Raw genomic sequence first — 12,503 nt, 5'->3', positions numbered from 1 at the left:
CGTGGACCGAACTATAGCGGACCTGCAGGAAGAGGCAAACAAACCCACATTGCACCGTGCAGATAGCACGGGTGATGCACCAGTCAGTGGCACCACGCAGATAGCATGGGCTGCCGACAGTTTGCCCGAATGAATGGAATGCCCACCTCTGGTGGGCTTTTTGCGTTTACATCTTCAGAAAATCTTTCACCACTGCCACCGTAGCTACCGGGTCCTCTTCATGTGGCACATGACCCAGCTTGTCGAATATTACCAGCTTGCTGCCGGCGATATCCTGATTGAATTTTTTCGCATATTCCTGCGGTATCAACCTGTCCTGCCCACCCCAGATAATCAGTGTGGGGACATGTATGTTCTTGATGTCGGCTGCGTGGGTGCCGGAACTGGTTTGCTGGAAACGCTGACCCAGGGCATGGCGATTACCTTCGCGCAAGGTCATGGCGGTATACCTGTCCACCAGGGCTGGCGTGACTTTATCCGGACTACCATAGACATTTTTCACACTGGTTTCCATCATGTGGCGCGGCAGGACGTGTTCACCTATCCATGCCAGTTGCGGCATGCGTGCTATGCGAAATCCCAATGGTATGGAGGCCGCTTTAAAAGCATAACCGCCTGCATCCACCAGTACCAGGCGCTCTACCCTTTGTGGTGCTGTCACCGTGACCATCCAGGCGACTTCGCCGCCAAGTGAATTACCTGCGATGATGCAGCGACTGACCTGCATGGTATCAAGCAAATCGAGTATGAATCTGGCATAGGTAGTACTGTGATAATCGGCATCAGGCCTGGGGCCGGTCAGACCAAAGGCGGGAATATCCATGCTGATGACGCGGTGCTGGTGCTTCAGTTCTGCGACCCAGCCTTCCCAGGTATGCAGACTGGCTGAGGTGCCATGTATCAGCACGATGGGAACAGGATCATCGCGCCTGCCTTCATCACGCACATGGACGGACATGCCGCGCACATTGATAAACTGTGATGGCGATGGAGCCCAACGGGCTTTCAATTCATCCACAGGTTGATCTGGCGCCCAGAACATGGCAAGGGCGATACCCGCAAGGCAAAGCATGACCAGACACAAACCGGTAATAAACAGGAAAAACCTCAAGAAAAATCGCTTGCCGGGATTCACGGTATTTTGCATGTTTATCTCTCAAAGATTCTTACTTCAAGGCTGCTTCCAGTGCATTGCCTGCAATCTGCATGAAGGCGCGCACTCTGGCGGTATTGCGCAAATCCACATGTGTCAGCATCCATAAAGGCGATTGCAAGGCTGCCACCGGTTCAGACAGGGCACGCAGACCGGGCACATCCTTAGCCACAAATTCGGGCAAGATAGTGATACCCATGCCGGTCCTGATCAGGGCTGTAGCACTGGGGAAATGATCAGCACGCGCAACCACGACCCGCGACGGCACATGGGCATCGACCCAGCGGTCATAACTTCTGTCCTGTCCATCGAAACCTATCCAGGGAAAGTCTTGCGTCAATACATCCAGTGGCAACAGTGTCTGTGGCTTGAGTCTGGCCAGACAGGGGGCATCATGCCAGCCATACACACGTATTTTTACCTGCCCGAGTTGCCGGCCGACCAGGGTGTCCGGCACATCGGCAGACATGCGTATGGCCACATCGGCTTCGCGCCTGGCCAGGTCAACTCTTTCACGGGCAGTGCGGACTTCAACTTCAATCTGATCATGTAACGCATGAAATTTTGCCAGCGCCGCAGGCAATAAGTACATGGCGACGACATGGGCAGTGGTGACACGCACATGGCCGGTCAGACGGGTATCGCCGCCGATGATTTCTCTTTCTGCCTGCGCTATCAGGGACTCGCATTGCTCTGCCGTGTGCCTGAGACTTTCACCGGCTTGCGTACAGACATAGCCTGTACGCAGGCGCTCAAACAGGCGTACTGCCATTTTCGCCTCTATGGCTTCTACGCGGCGCAATACGGTGGAATGGGTGACTTTCAATGCCCTGGCGGCCGCTGACAGCGAGTTGCCCCTGGCCACCGCGAGGATATAGCGCAGGTCATCCCAATCCAGGCGAGCCGTATCCGGCCCTTCCGGGGTGGGGATGTGAGATGTAGGAGGCTTGTGCATTTATGCGAAGTAAAAACGCAAATTTATCGATTTTCTGTGCGTAGCTTAGCACCTATACTGCCCCAGGTGAACAGCAATGCACGGGGAAACAACATGACCAGTAAAACCAAAAGTACCTCCTGCCATGGTGCAGCAGACAGCCCTGGCAGTTTGCTGGCGGTCTTACGTGCCTGGATCGACAGGCTTAACGTTTATATGGATGCACGGCCCATGCCAGAACATCACCGTCTGGGTGCATGGGAGCGCATTCTCAGGCAATCTGTCAAACGCCAATAAGCTGTTTGCGCATGCGGCTGAGCGGTGCTTTCACACCATCAGGCAGATCAAGCTCAAAACGCTCAGTTACGCTGAAACCGCAAGCCAGGTACAGCGGCACCCCTGGCATGGTGGCCGCCAGTTCCATCGCGGTAAAACCTGCCGCCCTTGCCTGAGCGCTGCAATGCTCAAGCAAAAGACGGCCCAGGCCACGGCGCGCCGCGGCCGGTTCAACAAAAAATGCCCGTATGCGTGCAGCATCAGTCGCCGGGTCCAGCAGATTATCCACGCCCTGCTTGGCCTGGTCGCCTCCAAACAGAGTCTTGCGCTTGCTCCAGCCACCGCAGGCCAGCATGCTGCCCTGCTCTTCGATGACAAAATAAGTCTGGTCGAAGATAAGCTGGGTATCGACACCAAACACATGCGTCAGTAGAGCCTGTGCCTGTTGTTCTGTGTAAAAGCCTGCGCTGAGCTGTATCGCCGAGCGCGCGATCAGTGCCTGCATGGCGCTGATATCCGCTTCCGTCGCACAGCGTATGATCAAATCCTTGTTCATCATTCATCCCTTCCCGTATCGTCGAGAGACTGTTACGAAATTAAGGTGGCTACGCCCCCCCGGCTAGGCGCCCCCGGCCAGGCACACCGATGCAGACAGTACTTTAGTAGGGCAAGAAGGTGCAACAACGCCAGGTTAATTTCATAACAGTCTCCAAGTCCGCAAGATTTGTCAAATCCCTTCATGCTAAGGTGTACACCTCGCTGACAAGAGTACATCTTTATCATGGAAAAGCTGGATTTGAAGAAACAACTGAAATCTGTCTATCACGCCTCAGCTACTGCCGTAACTGAAGTCGATGTCCCTGCATTGTACTTTCTCATGATAGACGGCCACGGCGATCCGAATTCCTCCAGCCATTATGCCGCAGCGGTGGAAGCTTTGTTCACCGTAGCTTACACCCTGAAGTTCATGGTCAAGAAGAGCAGCACAGCGATTGATTATGCTGTCATGCCGCTGGAAGGCCTGTGGTGGGCTGATGACATGGCGGCGTTTGTGGCAGACCGTAAAAACGAATGGCGCTGGACCATGATGATCATGCAGCCCGACTTTATCACTGCTGGCATGGTCGCAGACGCCATCGCGACGGCGGGCAGGAAAAAACCTTTGTCAGCTTTGGATCAGCTACGTTTTGAAAGTTTCCAGGAAGGGCCGTGCGCACAGATACTGCACAAGGGACCATTCAGTGAAGAAGGACCAACCATAGACCGCCTGCACCAGTATATCGATGCGCATGGTCAGCTTACCGGCAAGCATCATGAGATTTATCTCAGTGACATACGCAAGGCGGCCCCTGTGAACTGGAAAACCATCATACGTCAACCATTCACAAAATAATATTCACCAACAATGAACAGGAGAAACCATGCAGACAAAAATCATCAACATCAACAGCTTCCAGATCAGCGGCCTGCAAGTACGCACCCGCAATGCCGATGAAGCTGACAATGCCAAGGGAAAGATAGGCCCTTTGTGGGGGCAATTCTTTGCCAGAAATCTGCCCGAAACCTTGCCAACAAGAACCGGCGACGGAAAAATCTACGGCGTCTATTCCCATTATGAAAGTGATGCCAGTGGCTTGTTTGATGTGACTGCCGGTGTCGCCGTCATGGCAGCCTCGGCAGAATTGGCCAACATCACGATTGCTGCAGGGCGTTACATGGTGTTTGAATGCGTAGGCGACATGCCGGCCGCCATCATAGAAGGCTGGGGCAAGGTCTGGTCTTATTTTTCCAATAGCACAGAATATCAACGTTGCTACCTGACGGACTTTGAAGAATATCAGGGACCGCAGCAGGCTACCATTTACATAGGTATAAAATAAGCGCCAATTACATTCCCGCCAAGGCCAGTATGTCTACAAATCCAGCCCTGCAAGTCAGTTATGAACGCCGCCTGTCCCGCGTCACCAATTACCTGCATGCCCATCTTGATGAAGATCTGGATTTGAACAAGCTGGCCGAAATCGCCTGCATGTCACCTTGTCACTGGCACCGCATCTACCGCGCCATTCATGGTGAGAGTGTGGTGGCGACGGTCAAGCGCCTGCGCCTGCAAAGAGCCGCCACCCTGCTGGCGCGCAGCGACATGGCGATAGACAAGATTGCCGAGTTTTCCGGTTACCCGAATCTGCAATCCTTCACCCGTATCTTTGCATCTGTCTATGGGCAGCCACCGGCACGTTACCGCAAGGAAGGCAGCCATCAACAATTTCCTCTGCCCGACGAACTCAGTGCCGACCTGCACTTCCCGGTCAGTATCACCAGCGTCGCACCTGTGCAATTGCTGGGTATAGACAATCTCGGCAGCTACATGGGTATCAGCAAGACCTTCGACATCCTCACCGGTTGCGCGGCGTCACGGCAACTGTTCAGGGACAATACCCGCTGGATAGGGATTTACTATGATGATGCGATGACAGTGGAAGAAGACAAGCTGCGCTCCAGAGCATGCATCAGTGCGCCACAACCCTTGCCTGAACAGGCACTGCGAACACCCCTGTCACTGACTGAACTGCGCGGTGGCAAATATGCCGTGCTGACCTACAAGGGGCCTTACTCGGACATGCAGCCCGTCTATCGCTGGTTCTTTGGTGTCTGGCTACCGGCATCCGGTGAAGAAATCGATGATGCACCGCCATTTGAAGAATACCTGAATAATCCACGTGACACTGCGCCCGCAGATTTATTGACGAATATTTACATGCCGCTACGTTGACTTGACTGGTCGCGATTTTGGCGAGGTTCTGGCGGGAATCTGACAGCGCTTCGATCGAGAGAAGATAGACGTCAGTCCCCGGACTTCAGATCACTATTGCAGCAAACGACAGGCATTTCATACAGGTGAGGTGCCTTTGCGGACCACGCTGCCAGAACCGCCTATGGATTTTTTGACTGTAGGGTCACCGTAATAACTGATATCGCCGGAACCACCGATACTGACATCGAGGTTGTCCCTGACCCACAAGGTAGCCGTGCCTGAACCACCTATCTTGATCCTGGCATTTTTTGTTTCCAGCTTGCTGAGCTTGAGGTCGCCTGAACCCCCTATGGCGGCAGCAAATTCGGCGGCATTGCCAGCAGCAATGAAACTGCCGCTGCCACCAATGCTGACGTTAAGGCTGTCAGCCTGCAGATTCTTGAGTTGTATATCGCCGGAACCACCTATCTTGGCCTGCAGTTCTTTGGCCATGATCTTGTCTGACCATACCTTGCCACTACTGCTGACAGAAACATGATCCAGGCTTTTTACCATGACCACGATATTCATGGTTTTGCTGCGCGGGTAAGTATTTTTTTCAGCATTGCGGATTTTCAACTGGCCGCGTTCAACCACGGTTTCAACCAGCGCTTGCAGATTGTCGTCAGTTTCCACCTGCACGCCTTCCTTGTCACCCTGGCGCAACTCCAGCTTCGCCGGCAGGGCCAGGTCTACACCTGTAAAACCGCTGACATCACGGTCCTGCTTCTGGATATTACCCGATCCGTCAACGGCCTTGCCCTTGAACCAGCCATCAGACCAGCCTGCAGTTGCGGGCAGGGTGGCCAGAGCGAACATGGCGCCCAGTACATAACGACGTGTAATCATTTTTTTCAAGATCATCTCCTTAATTATTAGTGAGCTTATGACCATGTTCAGGAAGACAAGTTCCGGGATTAAATTTGCAGTTGCCCCCTGACAGACTGGCATTTGATCAAAACCGTCAATGTCCATCTTCGTTTTGAAGATTTCAAGGACGAACCTGGCAAAGTGCACAGTGATGATCAACAGCCTCTGGATTCATAATTTCTCCATCACTGACGCCGCAGGAGAAATGCAATGCAAACCACTAACCAGGTAATGATGATACGTCCGACCAGATTCATGTCCAATCCACAAACAGCTACCAGCAATACCTTCCAGAATGCAGTTGACGATGAACAGCTTGCGCAGGCCAAGGCCCTGCTGGAGTTTGACAGCTATGTGCTGGCATTGCGCCGGGCTGGCATCAGTGTCATGGTGATCGACGACCAGCCACTACCACATACACCGGATTCCATCTTTCCGAATAACTGGATCAGTTGTCATGCCGATGGCAGGATTTTTCTCTATCCGATGGAAGCGCCAAACCGACGACAGGAAAAGCGCGAAGCCATCCTGGCTAGACTGACGAAAGATTTCATGGTGCAGGACATCATCAACCTCGGCCATCTTGAAGCCCAGGCATGTTTTCTCGAAGGAACGGGTTCCATGGTATTCGATCATGAACAGCGCCTTGCCTATGTCTGTCATTCTTCACGCAGCCATCCGGCCGCCATGCAGGAATTTGTACGCCATACCGGTTACCGGCCGGTATGGTTTCATGCCTGCGATCGTTATGGACGGGCGATTTACCACACCAATGTCATGATGTGCGTGGGCAAAACCCTGGCCATCGTCTGTACTGAAGCAATCCAAGACAGACAGGAAAGAACCGCCTTATGTGCAACGCTGACCGCATCCGGCAAACAGCTCATCAGCATCAGCTGGCAACAAATGGAAGCCTTTGCCGGCAATATGCTGGAACTGAAGTCTGTTGTGGGTGCACCCGTGTTTGCCATGTCGCGCAGCGCCTGGGCTGCATTGACGCGCTTCCAGCAAGAGACGATTGCAGCCTATGCTGAAGTCGTGCTGGCGCCGATAGAGAATATAGAGTATTCCGGCGGGGGCAGTGCCCGTTGCATGCTGGCAGAAATCTTTCTACCTGAAAAAGCAGCCAGACAGCGCGTCCAGCCAACCTGAAAAAACAGAAAATGTTTCAAACCTTATGGGTAGACAGCAGGATACTGGTTTCAGTATTGGCGATACCATCTATCTTGCGTATGCGCCCCAGCACCTGGTCAAACAATTCCAGGTTATCGGCGCGCAATTCTGCTGCAATATCCCATCTGCCATTAGTAGTATGCAAAGCCGCGACACCGGGCTCACCACGCAGGGCCTTGATCACGGCAGCAGCCTTGTTGCCTTCCACGGCAATGCTGGTCCACGCACGTATTCTGTGCGCCTCGCTGGAGGGTTTGAGTTTGACAGTGTAACCTGTGATCACACCTGTTTCTTCGAGTTTGCTGATGCGGCTCTGTACCGTGGCACGTGACAGTCGCAATATGCGCGCCAACTCGGTCACCGATATGCGTGCATCATCCCTGAGCAGGGAAAGGAGTTGGCGATCAGTATCATTCATAATGGGCAGACAGGAACTCAGTACACATCAGAAAATGTAACCGAATCCACGATCCGCCTCAAAGCCATTTTGTACAAAATGTCAGTCAGACTGCACTATTTGCATAAAAAAACTGCTTTATGTACAAATTGCTGTAAGCCATCATGATTTGGGTTTTGCCGGTTCTGATTTGGGTGTGCTGGCAGAATCTGTGCTCAACTTCCGCACCTTGACCACCTTGCCCTTGGTTTTGCAGGGCTGATCAGACCAGACGACGCGGCCATCAACTTCGCAGCGAAAAACCGAGGTTTGTGCGTTACTGACAAGAGGGAGCATCAAGGCAAATGCCAGTATTGAGATTTTTTTCATGAAATGTCGGTGTGAGTCGGCTGAAGGACTGCCTGGTAGTAATGGTAATTTACCTAGGACTTACGCAAAACCGCCCCAGCTGCGTTGCGGCTCCTAGCCGTACTATATAGTACTGTCTTCGTCGCAGCGCCTTGCTGGGGCAATTTTGCGTAAGTCCTATTACCTTTAAGGAAAAATAACCCGAACGCAAGTTTTAAAACCTTACAAGATCAGGCACTCTGATCCCGACAAGTCTGAGGCTTTGGCCACTCAATTGCAAGCATACCGAGGTATGCTCTCCAGAGAAACAGGCGTTCATCCAGGCGAAACTTACCTTATTTCACACTCTTCACAAAAGCGCAGTAGGCATCCATGATGTCCGGACGTCGCAACAGGCCATTGTGGTCACCGCCACTACTGACAAACAGGTGCTTGCTGGCTGAAGGAATGGACTGATAGACTTTTTGCCCCAGCTCCATCGGCGTGACCTTGTCACGGTCACCAGCCAACACCAGGCCATGGCCACGGTAATCTGATACGGCTTTGGCATTATCGATATTCTGCAGTGCAGGGCTCAATTCTATGTCGATGAAAGGTTTGGCATACCAGGGGGTATTTGCTACTGCCCAGTCATAGGCATTGGTGGCGGTTGATTCCAGCACCAGGCCATCAAGCTTGCGTTGCTGCGCCACGTAGCCGGCAATGAAACTACCAAGCGATTGTCCATGCACAATCAGCTTGCCACTGACCTGTTCCCTGACGGCATCATAGATACGCAGGGCGTCTTCCTGCATATTGCTGACCGATGGCTTGCCGCTGCTGCGGCCATAGCCACGATAATCAAAGCTGATCAAATTGGCGCCGCAGGAAGTAATCGCTTTTACAAGGTAAGGGGCACCATCATCGAGATGATACATATTGCCACCAAAATACAATACCGTTATGGCAGCCCCGTTCTGCCGTACAGAAACACCATGCAATTCAAGATCCTTGTCTATGCTGATCAGTTGCTCCTGCAAGACCGCGCCGGGAGTGACACGCTGCAATGCCGCCTCATCAAAACGGTGTGCGACTTTATAGCCTGATTTGCTGTCAGGATGAATGAAATTGGCCTCATCCACCTGCATGCTGACACAGGCTGTCAGGCAGGTTGACATCAGAGCAATCAATAATAAATTCCATTTGCTACGCATACTTTCCCCCGTCCAGTATTCATAAAACTTCACACAAACTTCTCGCAAAGATCAATTACAATTCAACTATAACAGAAATAACTTACTGTAAAACGATAATTTATCATCCTTAAATAAACATTTATGAAGATAGTTGCCCTGTGCCGCCTGTTGCGGCTGCTGCTTTTGCCATGTGCTGTATTGCAAGTCCTGTATTTTGTCCTGGCCTGGAGTGATCTCACACCACAGTTTGGTCCTGTCGTCATGCATTTCAGCGCCAGGGGTATGGAAGGCCATCATTTGCAGGATTTGTCTGCGCAGCAATGGCTGGCAGGTGCGCTATTGAGCCTGCCAGCGGTATGTGCCATGCTGTATGGCCTGTGGCGGCTTGATCGCCTGCTGGCAGCCATGATCAGGGCAGAGACACCCAGGGCAATCTTTTCTTTTGAGAACATCAGCCGTCTGCAAGGTTTTGCCGGTGGCCTGGCGCTGTCCGGCTTGCTGGGCATCATCGAATTGCCGGTCCGTGGCCTGCTGTTTTCCATCCTGCCGGGCAGCCAGGGACAGAAAATCAGCTTTTCTGTCAATTCTGAAGAGTTCATCCTGCTGCTGGTCTGCCTGGTGTTTTACCTGCTGACAGGCATGATGCATGAAGGCCGCAAACTGGCAGAAGAGAATGAGGGCTTCATCTGATGTCCATCATGATCAATCTCGACGTCATGCTGGCCAGACGCAAAGTCAAATCCAAGGAACTGGCGCAGTTTGTCGGCATTACCGAACAAAACCTGTCCCTGCTCAAATCAGGCAAGGTCAAAGGCATACGTTTTTCCACACTGGAAAAAATCTGCGAATACCTGGCATGCCAGCCCGGCGACATCATGGAGTGGGTCAACGATGGCCAAAGCATCGACGATGAAGCCATGGAGTAGTCATACCCGTCACAGTCCAAAAACAGGAAAACACAAAAACCTTTATGATGCGCTGCATGATAAACAAATCCAGTCTGGCGGGAACGTTATCAAAACCAGCCAGTCAAATCGTTTTTTCCAAGGAGACTCGGTATGAAAAAAATATTGCTCGCCATGAGTTTGATCACCGGTATCGCTGCCAGCCAGGCTGCCCTGGCCGATGACGCCCTGAAGGCGGCACTGGCCGGTGCACAGCGCACCCCGGCCAATGTAGCCCGCGACGGCGCCCGCCACCCCTATGAAACCCTGAGTTTCTTTGGCATCAAACCAACGATGACCGTGGTTGAGCTGTCCCCCGGCGGCGGCTGGTACACGGAAGTGCTTGCCCCCTACCTGCGCGACAACGGCAAATTGATCGCGGCCCTGCCTGATCCGGCCACCAGCAAGGGAGCCGAGCGTTTCAAGCAAAAACTGGACGCTACGCCAGCGGTCTATGGCAAAGTGCAGATGGGTGTGTTTGAACCACCTGCCAAGCTCAGCTATGCGGCCAAAGGTAGTGCCGACATGGTGCTGACTTTCAGGAACATCCATAACTGGATGGGTAACGGCGAACCGGCCATGAAAGCCCTGTTCCAGAACGTGTATGACACCCTGAAACCAGGCGGCGTATTCGGTGTGGTTGAACATCGCCTGCCCGCATCGAAGACACAGGATGAAAAAGCCAGCACTGGCTATGTCCATGAAAGCTATGTCATCAAGCTGGCAGAAAGCGTGGGCTTCAAGCTGGCGGCAAAATCTGAAATCAATGCCAACCCCAAGGACACAGCCGATCATGAAAACGGCGTCTGGGCACTGCCGCCGACATACGCCAACAAGGATAAGGACAAGGCAAAGTATGAAGCCATAGGGGAAAGCGACAGGATGACACTGAAGTTCGTCAAATCCTGACCACTGAAGCCAGCAGTACTGGTACAAATGGCGGTAACAGCATAAGATGCTTTACCGCCATTTGCATTGTGAGCATTACCATGCCAAGAATTCTTATCTGCCTGCTGTTCCTGTTATCATCCCTGCCCTTCTCGGCACAGGCGGCAGACCGTTATATCGTTGACCAGGAACATACTTACAGCAATTTTGAATACAGGCACTGGGGTCTGTCCTTGCAACGCGGCCGCTTCGACAAGAATAGCGGCGTGATAGAGCTAGACATGGACAACAAGAGCGGCAGCCTGCAGATTTCTATTGAGGCTGAATCCATCAATACCGGTTCAGATACGTTTAACAACATCTTGCGCTCGGCAAATTTTTTCAATGTAGAGAAATACCCGAAGATTTCTTTTCAGTCGAACAGGATGGTTTTCAATGAAGATAAACTGGTACAGGTGGAAGGTGATTTGACCATCAAGGATGTCACGCGCAAGGTGACTGTCGATATCACCCAGTTTGAATGCCGCTTCATGATCCTGTACCTGAAACGTGCCTGCGGTGCGAACGGTTCAACAAAGATATTGCGCAGTGACTTTGGCGTGGGACGCTATGTACCCTTTGTCAGCGATGAAGTGACCCTGTCCTTCAGTGTCGAAGCGATCAAGGAATAAGCCAGAATCCAAATCAGGTATAGCGTATGACGACAGCACCTGCCACTGCAAGCAGAATCGCCAGCATGCGACGGGCAGATATTTTTTCATGCAAAAGCCAGGCAGCAATCGCTGTTGCAAACAGGATGGACGTTTCGCGCAATGCCGCCACCGTCGCCACGGGCGCCAGCGTCATCGCCCATAATGCCAGACCATAGGAAGCGACAGAAGCTGTGCCGCCAGCCACACCCAGCATATACTTGCCTTTGATATAGCGGAAAAACACCTGTCTGTCAGTGAAGAGGATGGCCAGTAACAAGACTATTGCCGTCAACAGGAATATCCACATGGTATAGGCAGCAGGCGCACCTGACTTGCGTACGCCTATGCCATCAACCACCGTATAGCCAGCAATAAAACAGGCATTGAGCAAGGCAAAGCCACGGCTGGACAAACCTCTGCCCTGTGCTTGCCGTGTCGTCTGATCAAACAGGCTGATACCGGCGATGCCGCCAACCAGCATCGCCAGCCCCACCCAGCGCAACAGGGGCAGGCTTTCGCCGATCAGGCTGCCGCTGGCAAGGGCAACCAGCAGGGGCGCCGTACCACGCATGAGCGGATAAGCCTGACTCATGTCACCATGCCGGTAAGCTGCAGCCAGCAGGTAGAAATAGACGACCTGTAAAGCCACCGAGCCCAGCAGATACACATAGCTGCTGCCATGAGGCTGTGGCACGAAGGGTAGTAACAGTGCACACACCAGACCGGCTCCACTGGTCACCAGCACCGTATTAAAAAACTTGTTCTCGCCAACCTTGACGACCGCATTCCATGCGGCATGCAAAAAGGCGGCAAACAGGACGACGGCAACGACCAGAGTGGACATGGATTCAGCAATACG

Annotated in this window: 18 protein-coding genes; 10 read left to right on the top strand and 8 right to left on the bottom strand. The window is 52.7% G+C overall.

Annotated features, from left to right (window positions below; all coding sequences use genetic code 11):
• Position 1: 1 nt before the first annotated feature.
• On the top strand, positions 2–133 hold the full coding sequence (locus LZ463_RS29135; protein WP_277624109.1) for a hypothetical protein: 132 nt from the start codon (positions 2–4) through the stop codon (positions 131–133).
• A gap of 33 nt (positions 134–166) precedes the next feature.
• On the opposite strand, the gene LZ463_RS19160 is transcribed toward LZ463_RS29135, so the two are convergent.
• Together LZ463_RS19160 and LZ463_RS19155 are read right to left on the bottom strand one after the other, a co-directional pair.
• Positions 167–1,147: an alpha/beta fold hydrolase gene (locus LZ463_RS19160; RefSeq protein ID WP_241457422.1), complete on the bottom strand. Its 981-nt coding sequence runs from the start codon at positions 1,145–1,147 to the stop codon at positions 167–169.
• Positions 1,148–1,166: 19 nt separating this feature from the next.
• Positions 1,167–2,108, bottom strand: a complete 942-nt coding sequence (locus tag LZ463_RS19155; protein ID WP_241457421.1) for a LysR family transcriptional regulator — start codon at positions 2,106–2,108, stop codon at positions 1,167–1,169.
• Positions 2,109–2,201: 93 nt separating this feature from the next.
• Here LZ463_RS19155 and LZ463_RS19150 point away from each other — a divergent pair, with 93 nt between their 5' ends.
• The gene (locus LZ463_RS19150) at positions 2,202–2,384 is read left to right on the top strand and encodes a hypothetical protein (protein WP_241457420.1); all 183 of its coding nucleotides are present in this window, start codon (positions 2,202–2,204) and stop codon (positions 2,382–2,384) included.
• Here the strand turns inward: LZ463_RS19150 and LZ463_RS19145 are convergent.
• A complete protein-coding gene (locus tag LZ463_RS19145; RefSeq protein WP_241457419.1) occupies positions 2,371–2,922 on the bottom strand; it encodes a GNAT family N-acetyltransferase in 552 nt (183 codons plus the stop codon). The two genes, LZ463_RS19150 and LZ463_RS19145, sit on opposite strands and share 14 nt — an antisense overlap.
• A gap of 222 nt (positions 2,923–3,144) precedes the next feature.
• Between LZ463_RS19145 and LZ463_RS19140 the strand changes: the two genes are divergently transcribed.
• The 3 genes from LZ463_RS19140 to LZ463_RS19130 are packed head-to-tail and all read left to right on the top strand — an operon-like array spanning position 3,145 to position 5,136.
• Positions 3,145–3,756 (top strand): GyrI-like domain-containing protein, encoded by a 612-nt coding sequence (locus tag LZ463_RS19140; RefSeq protein ID WP_241457418.1) that lies wholly within the window; start codon positions 3,145–3,147, stop codon positions 3,754–3,756.
• Positions 3,757–3,784: 28 nt separating this feature from the next.
• Positions 3,785–4,243 carry a GyrI-like domain-containing protein gene (locus LZ463_RS19135; RefSeq protein WP_241457417.1) on the top strand — a complete coding sequence of 153 codons (459 nt, stop codon included), beginning with the start codon at positions 3,785–3,787 and terminating at the stop codon, positions 4,241–4,243.
• Positions 4,244–4,272: 29 nt separating this feature from the next.
• On the top strand, positions 4,273–5,136 hold the full coding sequence (locus LZ463_RS19130) for an AraC family transcriptional regulator (protein ID WP_241457416.1): 864 nt from the start codon (positions 4,273–4,275) through the stop codon (positions 5,134–5,136).
• 117 nt (positions 5,137–5,253) lie between these two features.
• On the opposite strand, the gene LZ463_RS19125 is transcribed toward LZ463_RS19130, so the two are convergent.
• On the bottom strand, positions 5,254–6,006 hold the full coding sequence (locus LZ463_RS19125) for a head GIN domain-containing protein (RefSeq protein ID WP_241457707.1): 753 nt from the start codon (positions 6,004–6,006) through the stop codon (positions 5,254–5,256).
• A 231-nt stretch (positions 6,007–6,237) separates the two neighbouring features.
• Here LZ463_RS19125 and ctlX point away from each other — a divergent pair, with 231 nt between their 5' ends.
• A complete protein-coding gene (gene ctlX / locus LZ463_RS19120) occupies positions 6,238–7,179 on the top strand; it encodes a citrulline utilization hydrolase CtlX (RefSeq protein ID WP_241457415.1) in 942 nt (313 codons plus the stop codon).
• A 16-nt stretch (positions 7,180–7,195) separates the two neighbouring features.
• Here the strand turns inward: ctlX and LZ463_RS19115 are convergent, their stop codons facing one another.
• The 3 genes from LZ463_RS19115 to LZ463_RS19105 form a co-directional block, all read right to left on the bottom strand.
• Complete coding sequence (locus LZ463_RS19115) at positions 7,196–7,618, bottom strand: Lrp/AsnC family transcriptional regulator (protein ID WP_241457414.1); 423 nt, start codon at positions 7,616–7,618, stop codon at positions 7,196–7,198.
• Between the two features lie 141 nt (positions 7,619–7,759).
• Entirely contained in the window at positions 7,760–7,966 is a 207-nt protein-coding gene (locus LZ463_RS19110) for a DUF4124 domain-containing protein (RefSeq protein ID WP_241457413.1), read from the bottom strand.
• A gap of 314 nt (positions 7,967–8,280) precedes the next feature.
• Complete coding sequence (locus LZ463_RS19105) at positions 8,281–9,138, bottom strand: alpha/beta hydrolase (RefSeq protein WP_241457412.1); 858 nt, start codon at positions 9,136–9,138, stop codon at positions 8,281–8,283.
• Between the two features lie 123 nt (positions 9,139–9,261).
• On the opposite strand from LZ463_RS19105, the gene LZ463_RS19100 reads away from it, so the two are divergent.
• The 4 genes from LZ463_RS19100 to LZ463_RS19085 all read left to right on the top strand — a co-directional run bounded on the left by LZ463_RS19100 (position 9,262) and on the right by LZ463_RS19085 (position 11,623).
• Positions 9,262–9,810, top strand: a complete 549-nt coding sequence (locus LZ463_RS19100) for a DUF2975 domain-containing protein (RefSeq protein ID WP_241457411.1) — start codon at positions 9,262–9,264, stop codon at positions 9,808–9,810.
• On the top strand, positions 9,810–10,046 hold the full coding sequence (locus LZ463_RS19095; protein ID WP_241457410.1) for a helix-turn-helix domain-containing protein: 237 nt from the start codon (positions 9,810–9,812) through the stop codon (positions 10,044–10,046). The genes LZ463_RS19100 and LZ463_RS19095 overlap by 1 nt, the downstream gene beginning before the upstream one ends.
• A gap of 132 nt (positions 10,047–10,178) precedes the next feature.
• Positions 10,179–10,973, top strand: coding sequence for a class I SAM-dependent methyltransferase (locus tag LZ463_RS19090; RefSeq protein ID WP_241457409.1), 795 nt, complete (start codon positions 10,179–10,181; stop codon positions 10,971–10,973).
• Between the two features lie 80 nt (positions 10,974–11,053).
• On the top strand, positions 11,054–11,623 hold the full coding sequence (locus LZ463_RS19085; RefSeq protein ID WP_241457408.1) for a YceI family protein: 570 nt from the start codon (positions 11,054–11,056) through the stop codon (positions 11,621–11,623).
• Between the two features lie 13 nt (positions 11,624–11,636).
• Here the strand turns inward: LZ463_RS19085 and LZ463_RS19080 are convergent, their stop codons facing one another.
• Positions 11,637–12,488 carry a DMT family transporter gene (locus LZ463_RS19080; protein WP_241457407.1) on the bottom strand — a complete coding sequence of 284 codons (852 nt, stop codon included), beginning with the start codon at positions 12,486–12,488 and terminating at the stop codon, positions 11,637–11,639.
• Positions 12,489–12,503 lie beyond the last annotated feature (15 nt).

This window comes from Undibacterium paludis (genome assembly GCF_022568815.1).
Classification (GTDB): domain Bacteria; phylum Pseudomonadota; class Gammaproteobacteria; order Burkholderiales; family Burkholderiaceae_D; genus Undibacterium.
Note: the sequence above shows the minus strand (reverse complement) of the source record. Positions and strands in the feature narration are given on the sequence as shown.

Excerpts from the sequence above, each read along its gene's own strand:
- LZ463_RS19160 (WP_241457422.1), bottom strand. The coding sequence starts at position 1,147 with ATGCAAAATACCGTGAATCCCGGCAAGCGATTTTTCTTGAGGTTTTTC.
- LZ463_RS19155 (WP_241457421.1), bottom strand. The coding sequence starts at position 2,108 with ATGCACAAGCCTCCTACATCTCACATCCCCACCCCGGAAGGGCCGGAT.
- LZ463_RS19150 (WP_241457420.1), top strand. The coding sequence starts at position 2,202 with ATGACCAGTAAAACCAAAAGTACCTCCTGCCATGGTGCAGCAGACAGC.
- LZ463_RS19145 (WP_241457419.1), bottom strand. The coding sequence starts at position 2,922 with ATGATGAACAAGGATTTGATCATACGCTGTGCGACGGAAGCGGATATC.
- LZ463_RS19140 (WP_241457418.1), top strand. The coding sequence starts at position 3,145 with ATGGAAAAGCTGGATTTGAAGAAACAACTGAAATCTGTCTATCACGCC.
- LZ463_RS19135 (WP_241457417.1), top strand. The coding sequence starts at position 3,785 with ATGCAGACAAAAATCATCAACATCAACAGCTTCCAGATCAGCGGCCTG.
- LZ463_RS19130 (WP_241457416.1), top strand. The coding sequence starts at position 4,273 with ATGTCTACAAATCCAGCCCTGCAAGTCAGTTATGAACGCCGCCTGTCC.
- LZ463_RS19125 (WP_241457707.1), bottom strand. The coding sequence starts at position 6,006 with ATGATTACACGTCGTTATGTACTGGGCGCCATGTTCGCTCTGGCCACC.
- ctlX (WP_241457415.1), top strand. The coding sequence starts at position 6,238 with ATGCAAACCACTAACCAGGTAATGATGATACGTCCGACCAGATTCATG.
- LZ463_RS19115 (WP_241457414.1), bottom strand. The coding sequence starts at position 7,618 with ATGAATGATACTGATCGCCAACTCCTTTCCCTGCTCAGGGATGATGCA.
- LZ463_RS19110 (WP_241457413.1), bottom strand. The coding sequence starts at position 7,966 with ATGAAAAAAATCTCAATACTGGCATTTGCCTTGATGCTCCCTCTTGTC.
- LZ463_RS19105 (WP_241457412.1), bottom strand. The coding sequence starts at position 9,138 with ATGCGTAGCAAATGGAATTTATTATTGATTGCTCTGATGTCAACCTGC.
- LZ463_RS19100 (WP_241457411.1), top strand. The coding sequence starts at position 9,262 with ATGAAGATAGTTGCCCTGTGCCGCCTGTTGCGGCTGCTGCTTTTGCCA.
- LZ463_RS19095 (WP_241457410.1), top strand. The coding sequence starts at position 9,810 with ATGTCCATCATGATCAATCTCGACGTCATGCTGGCCAGACGCAAAGTC.
- LZ463_RS19090 (WP_241457409.1), top strand. The coding sequence starts at position 10,179 with ATGAAAAAAATATTGCTCGCCATGAGTTTGATCACCGGTATCGCTGCC.
- LZ463_RS19085 (WP_241457408.1), top strand. The coding sequence starts at position 11,054 with ATGCCAAGAATTCTTATCTGCCTGCTGTTCCTGTTATCATCCCTGCCC.
- LZ463_RS19080 (WP_241457407.1), bottom strand. The coding sequence starts at position 12,488 with ATGTCCACTCTGGTCGTTGCCGTCGTCCTGTTTGCCGCCTTTTTGCAT.